Here is an 8,499-nt window from a genome sequence, read left to right as displayed (position 1 = left end):
GATATCAATCTGGGCAACACTGCAGTGACCGGAACCGACACCGTTGTTCCGGCCGCTGACGTAGCAGCCACCCTCGACGTCAACCTCGGCAACACCGGTAACACCGGAACTGGCGCCGAAGGCACCGTCGACCTCGGACTCGGCACGGGAACTGGAGCATCGGTGGACCTGGGTGTCGATCTGGGCATAGGCCTTGGCACAGGAACCGTGACGACGCCTCCCGCTACTGATCCGAGTGACGGAACCGGCAATGGCTCTGATCCGGGCGACGGCACGGGCACGGATGGAACCGGCACAGACGGAGCCGGAACCGGAGCTGAAGGCACGGGCACTGATGGAACCGGCACTGACGGCACCGGCACCACCGGAACCGGTGGTAGCGGATCCGGCACCGACACGGCCGGTGGAGTCGCTGCGGGAGCTGGCACCGGGACCACCACGACGGGTGCCGCCATCCTGCCCGCCGGCTCGGTGACCACAGGCGTCTCCGCACCGGCTAGCGCCGCGACTATGGCCAACGGAAACGTGGCCACCGCACAGCAGACGCTGGCCAACACGGGAGCCGACGCTGGGCTGCTGCCGCTCGCCCTGGTCCTGCTCGCCATCGGAGCACTGCTGGTGATCCGGAGGAAGAAGGCCTAACAGTCCGGTCCCGTCCGGACAGCAATAAGCGCCTATCGTCGGCGGTCCGACATCTAGACTTCCTGATGTCGGACCGCCGGCGAAGCCGTGCCCCGGCCCCTGCGTCATCCGGCCAAGAACCACCCAACAGCCTCAAGTACTAAGTACACGTATTATTCTTAACACCGAGCCAGAGCTGATAAGGACGGCAACGTGTTGGAAGAATCGCCCAGCGGGGTGACTACGGATGTACTGGGCGGGCGCTACCGGCTGGGTGAGGTGATCGGCCGCGGCGGCATGTCGTCGGTCTATACGGCCCGGGACCTGAACCTCGGCCGGGACGTGGCCCTGAAGCTGTTCGCCCCGCAGGCCGCGGATGCCGATGAACTCAAGCGGCAGGAAGCCGAGATCCGGCTTCTGGCCACCCTGAACCACCCCAGCCTCGTGACGCTTTTCGACGCCGGCGTGGATACCCGCGTGCCGGACCAGCCCAGGCCTTTCCTGACGATGGAACTTGTGGCGGGCCAGGACCTGCGCAGCCGCATCCGGCACAGCCGTGTTCCGCTCGATGAGCTGTCCGTCATCGGTGCCGGGGTCGCCGACGCCCTCGCCTATGTCCACGGCCTGGGCATCATTCACCGCGACATCAAGCCCGCCAACATTCTCCTCATCCAGGTTCGTCCCGGCGAGCCGGTGCGGCCCAAACTGACGGACTTCGGGATTGCCCGGATCGTGGACGGCACCCGGCTCACCGCCACCGGCACGATGGTGGGCACGGCAGCGTACCTGAGCCCCGAACAGGCCATGGGTTCCCCGCTGTCCCCCGCGTCGGACATCTATTCACTGGGCCTGGTGCTGCTGGAATGCATCAAGGGCACCGTTGAGTACCCGGGCAGCGCCGTGGAATCAGCGGTGGCGCGGCTGCACCGGGCCCCGGAAATCCCCGCCGACCTGCCCACGGAATGGCAGCACCTGCTGGCCTCCATGACCGCCCTTGAGCCGCTGGAGCGGCCCTCCGCCGGGGACCTGGAAGTGGCTCTCCGGCACGCCCTCGTGTCACCGGACTCCGCACCCGCAGACCTGGCCGAGGAGCCCACCCGCATCCTCCCCGCGCTGCCTGCCCGGCCGCCGTCGATTCTCCCGCCCGGGCTTTCTGAGCCGCAGTCCACCGCCAGGACAACAGCCAAGAAACCAGCACCCCTGACATCGGCGGACCGGAACGGCAGGCCCACAGAAGCGAAGAGGCGCAGGCGGCTCCGGTTTGGCGCCGCCCTGGCTACGGCCATCCTGCTGGGCGGAGCAGCCGCCGTCACGGTCGCCGCGAACTCACCCGAAAGGCCCGACGTCGTCCCTTACCCCAGTGTGAGCGGCACCTTGGGTGAGCATCTCGTGGAGCTGCAAAGGAGCGTTGAACCATGAGCCCACGCCAGGCACCGGCCGTATGGCGCCGGGCGGTCACCGTCGTTACCGGGTGCGTGCTGGCAGCCGGATTGGCCGGCTGCGCCGGTGCCGCCCCGGAACTCGAGACGGACGCGGCCGCAAAGCTTCAGCAGCGGGTCCTGGAGGTCACCCGGTCTGCCGCGGGGAGCAACCCCGCGGCCGCCCTGAAGTCCCTGGCCAGCCTGTCCTCCGAACTTGATGCCGCGGCGGCCGCCGGGCAGGTTTCCTTCAAACGCCACCGCAGCATCACCGCGGCCATTACCGCCGTGCGGGCCGACCTCGCGGCAGCACAGGCAGCCAAGAGCGCCGCTGCCCGGGCTGCCGCTCCGAAGGCCACAGCTGCCCCGAAGCCCTCACCGACAACCGCGCCGGCTGTCGTGGTACCGGCTCCCGCCCCTGCGCCGGCGCCGGCGAACGGCGGCCGGCGGGACAACTCAGGCAAGGGCAGCTCGGACGGGAACAAGGACAAGGGCTCGGGCAAGAACAAGGGCTAGTCCCCCGGCGGGGACCAGCCCTTGTTCTACAGACCTGTCAGGACGCTTCTAGCCCTAAGATCCACCCGTCAGGCAGTTGCTGCGGGGAAGCACTCCCACGCCCGGTGGGCTGCCAGCAGTTCCTGGATCTGCGGGACCACCTGCCCGGCACTGTCGCCCAGCACCACGCCTGCCGCATCATTCGGGATGCTGGCCGCATTCACCCCGGCGGAACCTGATCCCCATGCCCCGATGGCCTTGGCATGGCGGAAGGACTCCGACAGCAGCAGCACGACGCGCGGATCCAGCGAAGCACCGGGTTCACCGGCTTTCGCGTCCAGTCCCTGTTCGGCGTCGTCCGCCGGAGCCCCGGATCCTGCCACGATGACGGCGTCGAACTCTGTGGAGCGGGCGGTGAGGTACGTCCGCTGAACCGGGATCCCGCCGTCGTCCTCTCCCCGAAGAGTGCCGCCGGACGGTGCGATCACCAGCGGCACGATGCCGGCGTCGTCGAGCGCCTTGCTGGCGTCCCGCACCGCCTCCAGGTCACTGGACTCATCCGCCACGATGCCGACGACGCGGCCCGCCACAGGCCAGGTCTTCCCCAGCTGCGACACGGCGGGGCTGGGCTGGGCGTCCGGCACGTCCTCAGTGGCCTCGGGCGCGGGCATCCCCAGCCCGCGAGCCACGGCCGCGCACAGCGAGGCATCGATGTTGGCCAGTGCGAGCAGCTGCCGCTCACGGATCGGCTTCTCGTAACATTTGCCGAGCTCGAACGTGTAGGCCTGGATCACGTGCTCCTGCTCCACGGGAGTGAGGCTCCGGAAGAACAGCCGGGGCTGGCTGTAGTGGTCGTCGAAGGACGCCGGATTCTTCCGCTGCTTGATGGCTTCCGCCACGGCTTCCGGGACGTCAACGAACGCCCCAAGGTCAGCCCCGGCCTTGAACGGGCAGCCGCCGTCGAGCGAATTGGGCCGGTAGGGGGCTACCCCGGCGTGGACGGCGGCCTGGTGCATGCCGTCGCGGAGCATGTCGTTCACCGGAGCCTGCGGGCGGTTGATGGGGATCTGCGCGAAATTCGGCCCGCCGAGCCGCGAGATCTGGGTGTCCAGGTAGGAGAACAGCCTGACCTGCAGCAGCGGATCGTTGGTGACGTCGATGCCCGGCACAAGGTGCCCGGGATGGAAGGCCACCTGCTCCGTCTCCGCGAAGTAGTTGACCGGGTTGGCATTGAGCGTCATCAGCCCGATCGGCTGGACCGGGGCAAGCTCCTCCGGCACAAACTTCGTGGGATCCAGCAGGTCGATCCCCTCGAACATCTGGTCCTCGGCGTCCGGGAAGGTCTGGATGCCCAGCTCCCATTCCGGGAAGGCGCCGGCCTCGATCGCATCGGCAAGGTCCCTCCGGTGGAAGTCCGGGTCCATGCCGTTGATGATCTGGGCTTCTTCCCAGACCAGGGAGTGAACGCCCTGCTTCGGTTTCCAGTGGAACTTGACCAGCGTCGTGGCCCCCTCGGCGTCGACCAGCCGGAAGGTGTGGACGCCGAAGCCCTCCATGGTGCGGTACGAACGCGGAATGCCCCGGTCGGACATGTTCCACATGGTGTGCGCCTGTGCCTCGGTGTGCAGGGACACGAAGTCCCAGAACGTGTCGTGGGCGCTCTGGGCCTGCGGAATCTCGCGGTCCGGGTGCGGTTTGGCGGCGTGGACGATGTCCGGGAACTTGATCCCGTCCTGGATGAAGAACACCGGGATGTTGTTGCCCACCAGGTCGTACGTTCCCTCGTCCGTGTAGAACTTGGTGGAGAATCCGCGGGTGTCCCGGACGGTGTCGGCGGAGCCGCGCGAACCGAGGACCGTGGAGAACCTGACGAACACCGGCGTCTCCACGTCCTTGGCGAGGAAGCCCGCGCGGGTGATGTTGGCGGCCGTGCCGTACGAACGGAACACGCCGTGGGCACCGGCGCCGCGGGCGTGCACCACGCGCTCCGGAATCCTCTCGTGGTCGAAATGGGTGATCTTTTCACGGAGGTGGTGGTCCTGCAGCAGGATCGGTCCCCGCGGCCCGGCCTTCAGTGAGTGGTCGGTGTCCGCCAGCCGCGTGCCCTGCGCGGTGGTCAGGTACTGGCCGGACTGCGCCCGGGCGTGCTCCGGCGCGCCCGTCGGGCTGCCCGTCGGAGACACTGCTTCCGGCCCCTGCTGGTCCGGTTTGGGCGGCAACGGTTCCCTTGGGTTGGTGGGTTCGACGACGGCGGGCTGCTCTCCTGCCGGGGCTCCCGGAATGTTGATTGCTGATTCTTCAGGCACTGAGACGATCCTTTCCGAAGCGGCGGCCTAACGGGACTCGGCCGCTGCACTGGGCATTGACCAAAAGATAAGCCTGCTTAGTACCCTATGAAATCCGGCGCGTCAGCCACAACCTCGGGCCGTCATTTGGGCGCTTCCTGCTTCATAGTCAGCAGCCTTAGCTTCTCTCTTCAAATGCCGGCTGCTTCCCGCTACGTTGGAGGTGTTCCATCCGAACAAGGCACAGAACCACGGGCCAACCCGCCCGTACGCTGAAGGAGTGAACCAAGCATGGCAACTGTCCAGGAATCGATCACTGTCGATGTTCCCGTACGCCAGGCCTACAACCAATGGACCCAGTTTGAGGACTTCCCCAATTTCATGAGCGGCGTGGACGCCGTCCGCCAGCTCGATGACACCACTGTTCATTTCGAAACCAGCATTGCGGGTGTGAAGCGCGAGTACGACGCCCAGATCACCGTGCAGGAGCCGGACCAGCGCGTCACCTGGGAGAGCCTGAACGAGCCGCGGAACTCAGGCACCGTCTGGTTCGAACCCGTGGGCGACAACGAAACCAAGGTGAACGTCGAGCTGACCTGGGAGCCCGAATCCGCGGTGGAGAAGCTTGGCGCAGCCACCGGCCTTGATTCCCGGCAGGTCGCGGCGGACCTGAGGAAGTTCAAGAAGTTCATCGAAGAACGCGACACGGAAACCGGCGCCTGGCGTGAAAGCGTCAGCGGTGGCGAGGTGGAAGGTGAGGCGGGCTCGACGGCGGCCGGCGCGGGAACCGGCGTCGGTACCGGCCTGGGAGCTGGCACCGGAACAACTGGCGTTGGAACGACGGGTGCCGGTGCCGGAACAACTGGCGCCGGAACAACCGGTGCTGGGGCGGGCGCCGGGGCGGCAGGTGTTGGCGCTGGCGCCGGTCTGGGAGCTACAGCAGCCGGAGGCAACGGTGACCCGGGCGCCGGCACCGGCTACTCCGAGGGAGCCGGCATGGATGCGGTTCCCGGCCGGAGCTACGAATCCGGTGACGCCTACGACGCCGCGGCAACGGAACGGCCCGTGGACGCGGACCCGGACATGGCCGTCGACGCCCCTTACGGGGACGCCGAAACAGGTGAGCCGCGGAACGAAACCAGGCACACGGACACCCGCCGCGACGACATCCCCGACCGGTAACTCCAGGCCCGGCCGGCAATTCAACACACGGAAGCGCCCCGCCACTCTTACGAGTGGAGGGGCGCTTCTGTTGCTCAGCCGGAGACTTAGCCCAGGCTGGCGACGATCTTGTTGAGCGTGGCGGACGGCCGCATCACGGCGGCAGCCTTCTCGGCGTCGGGGCGGTAGTAGCCGCCGATGTCGACGGGCTGGCCCTGTACGCCCAGCAGTTCGGAGACGATGGCTTCCTCGTTGGAAGTCAGCGCGTCGGCAACCGGCGCGAAGGAGGCCGCCAGCTCGGCGTCCTCGGTCTGCTTGGCCAGTTCCTGTGCCCAGTACTGGGCCAGGTAGTAGTGGCTGCCGCGGTTGTCGATCTCGCCGACCTTGCGGCTCGGGGACTTGTTCTCCAGCAGGAACGTCCCGGTGGCGCGGTCCAGGGTGTCGGCCAGAACCTGGGCGCGGGCGTTGTCCGTGGTGTTGGCCAGGTGCTCGAAGCTGACGGCCAGTGCCAGGAATTCACCCAGGCTGTCCCAGCGCAGGTGGTTTTCCTTCAGCAGCTGCTGGACGTGCTTCGGGGCGGAGCCGCCGGCACCGGTCTCGAAGAGGCCGCCTCCGTTGATCAGCGGAACAATGGACAGCATCTTGGCGCTGGTGCCCAGTTCCAGGATCGGGAACAGGTCCGTCAGGTAGTCGCGCAGCACGTTGCCGGTGACGGAGATGGTGTCCTCGCCCTTGCGGAGGCGCTCCAGGGTGAAGGCTGTGGCCTTCACAGGGGACAGGATCTCGATCTGCAGGCCCTCGGTGTCGTGCTCCTGCAGGTATTCGCGGACCTTCTCGATGAGCTTGGCGTCGTGTGCGCGGGTCTCGTCGAGCCAGAACACCGCCGGGGTCTGGGACGCGCGGGCGCGGTTCACGGCCAGCTTCACCCAGTCGCGGATGGGCAGGTCCTTGGTCTGGCAGGCCCGCCAGATGTCACCCGGGGCAACTTCGTGTTCGATCAGGACGTTGCCCGAGCCGTCGACCACCTGGATCTTGCCGGGGACCTGGGCCTCGAAGGTCTTGTCGTGGCTGCCGTATTCCTCGGCAGCCTGGGCCATGAGGCCGACGTTCGGGACGGTGCCCATGGTGGTGGGGTCGAAGGCGCCGTTCGCGCGGCAGTCATCGATAACAACCTGGTAGATGCCGGCGTAGGAGCTGTCCGGCAGAACTGCCAGGGTGTCGGCTTCCTTGCCGTCCGGGCCCCACATGTGGCCCGAGGAGCGGATCATGGCGGGCATGGAGGCGTCAACGATGACGTCGCTGGGGACGTGCAGGTTGGTGATGCCCTTGTCGGAGTCCACCATGGCGATCGCGGGGCCTTCTTCGAGACCCTTCTTGATGGCGGCCTGGACGCCCTCCCGGACGTCCTCCGGCAGCTCGTCCAGACCGTTGAGGATGGAGGCGAGGCCGTTATTGGGGCTGAGGCCGGCGGCGGCGAGCTGCTTGCCGTAGGTGTCGAACAGCTCGGAGAAGTAAGCCTTGACCACGTGGCCGAAGATGATGGGGTCGGAGACCTTCATCATGGTGGCCTTCAGGTGCGCGGAGAAGAGCACACCTTCTTCCTTGGCGCGGGCAACCTGTGCTGCCAGGAATTCGTCCAGGGCGGCGGCGCGCATGACGGTGCCGTCGATGACTTCACCGGCGAGGACCGGGAAGGCCTTCTTCAGGACCTTGACCGTGCCGTCCTCGCGGACCAGCTGGATTTCGATGGTGCCGTCGGCCGGAACCACCACGGACTTCTCGTTGGAGCGGAAGTCGTTGGCGTCCATGTGTGCCACGTTGGTCTTGGACTCGGGGGTCCAGGCACCCATGGAATGCGGGTTCTGGCGGGCGTAGTTCTTGACCGACAGGGGCGCGCGGCGGTCCGAGTTGCCTTCGCGCAGGACCGGGTTCACGGCGGAGCCCTTGATCTTGTCGTACCGGGAGCGGATGGCGGTCTCTTCGTCGGACGTGGGGTTGTCCGGGTAGTCCGGCAGCTTGTAGCCCTGGGACTGAAGCTCGGCGATGGCGGCCTTCAGCTGCGGCACGGATGCGCTGATGTTGGGCAGCTTGATGATGTTGGCTTCCGGCTTCTTCGCCAGTTCGCCCAGTTCAGCCAGGGCGTCACCGATCCGCTGCTCTTCAGTGAGGTAGTCGCCGAAGACGGCGATGATGCGGCCGGCCAGCGAAATATCGCGGGTCTCCACCTGCACACCTGCCGTGGACGCGAACGCCTCAATGATCGGCAGGAACGAATAAGTAGCCAGCATCGGCGCTTCGTCGGTGTGGGTATAGATAATTTTGGCCATGCTCGGGCGTCTCCCTGAAGGTCGGCTTGTATCTGGTATTCCGGTCTATTTCACCAACCTTTAACTTACCCGAGGTGAACCGGATGAACCTTACCCGGGCGGCCGAATGCCCCTGCATGACCCAGTTACTGTGGCTTCCGCCACACTATCCATTGTCCCCGGAGCCAAGGAGTCCTAATCTTTCTCTCATAA

The 8,499-nt window shown here is 66.7% G+C and carries 6 protein-coding genes; 4 read left to right on the top strand and 2 right to left on the bottom strand.

Annotation, left to right across the window (positions count from 1 at the left end; genetic code table 11):
- The 3 genes from ACFVTE_RS21725 to ACFVTE_RS21715 all read left to right on the top strand — a co-directional run.
- Window positions 1-642 (top strand): LPXTG cell wall anchor domain-containing protein (locus tag ACFVTE_RS21725; protein ID WP_387104211.1); only part of this gene is annotated, 642 nt, incomplete at its 5' end.
- A 192-nt stretch (window positions 643-834) separates the two neighbouring features.
- Complete coding sequence (locus ACFVTE_RS21720; protein ID WP_387104208.1) at window positions 835-2,040, top strand: serine/threonine-protein kinase; 1,206 nt, start codon at window positions 835-837, stop codon at window positions 2,038-2,040.
- Window positions 2,037-2,555, top strand: coding sequence for a mucin-associated surface protein (locus ACFVTE_RS21715; RefSeq protein ID WP_387104205.1), 519 nt, complete (start codon window positions 2,037-2,039; stop codon window positions 2,553-2,555). The genes ACFVTE_RS21720 and ACFVTE_RS21715 overlap by 4 nt, the downstream gene beginning before the upstream one ends.
- Before the next feature lie 68 nt (window positions 2,556-2,623).
- Here ACFVTE_RS21715 and ACFVTE_RS21710 read toward each other — a convergent pair whose 3' ends face one another.
- Entirely contained in the window at window positions 2,624-4,840 is a 2,217-nt protein-coding gene (locus ACFVTE_RS21710) for a catalase (protein WP_387104203.1), read from the bottom strand.
- 270 nt (window positions 4,841-5,110) lie between these two features.
- Here ACFVTE_RS21710 and ACFVTE_RS21705 point away from each other — a divergent pair, with 270 nt between their 5' ends.
- Entirely contained in the window at window positions 5,111-6,001 is an 891-nt protein-coding gene (locus ACFVTE_RS21705; RefSeq protein ID WP_387104200.1) for an SRPBCC family protein, read from the top strand.
- Between the two features lie 86 nt (window positions 6,002-6,087).
- On the opposite strand, the gene ACFVTE_RS21700 is transcribed toward ACFVTE_RS21705, so the two are convergent.
- On the bottom strand, window positions 6,088-8,307 hold the full coding sequence (locus ACFVTE_RS21700; protein WP_387104197.1) for an NADP-dependent isocitrate dehydrogenase: 2,220 nt from the start codon (window positions 8,305-8,307) through the stop codon (window positions 6,088-6,090).
- Window positions 8,308-8,499 lie beyond the last annotated feature (192 nt).

The sequence above is a fragment of the Arthrobacter sp. NPDC058097 genome, from assembly GCF_042884885.1.
Lineage (GTDB): Bacteria > Actinomycetota > Actinomycetes > Actinomycetales > Micrococcaceae > Arthrobacter.
Note: the sequence above shows the minus strand (reverse complement) of the source record. Positions and strands in the feature narration are given on the sequence as shown.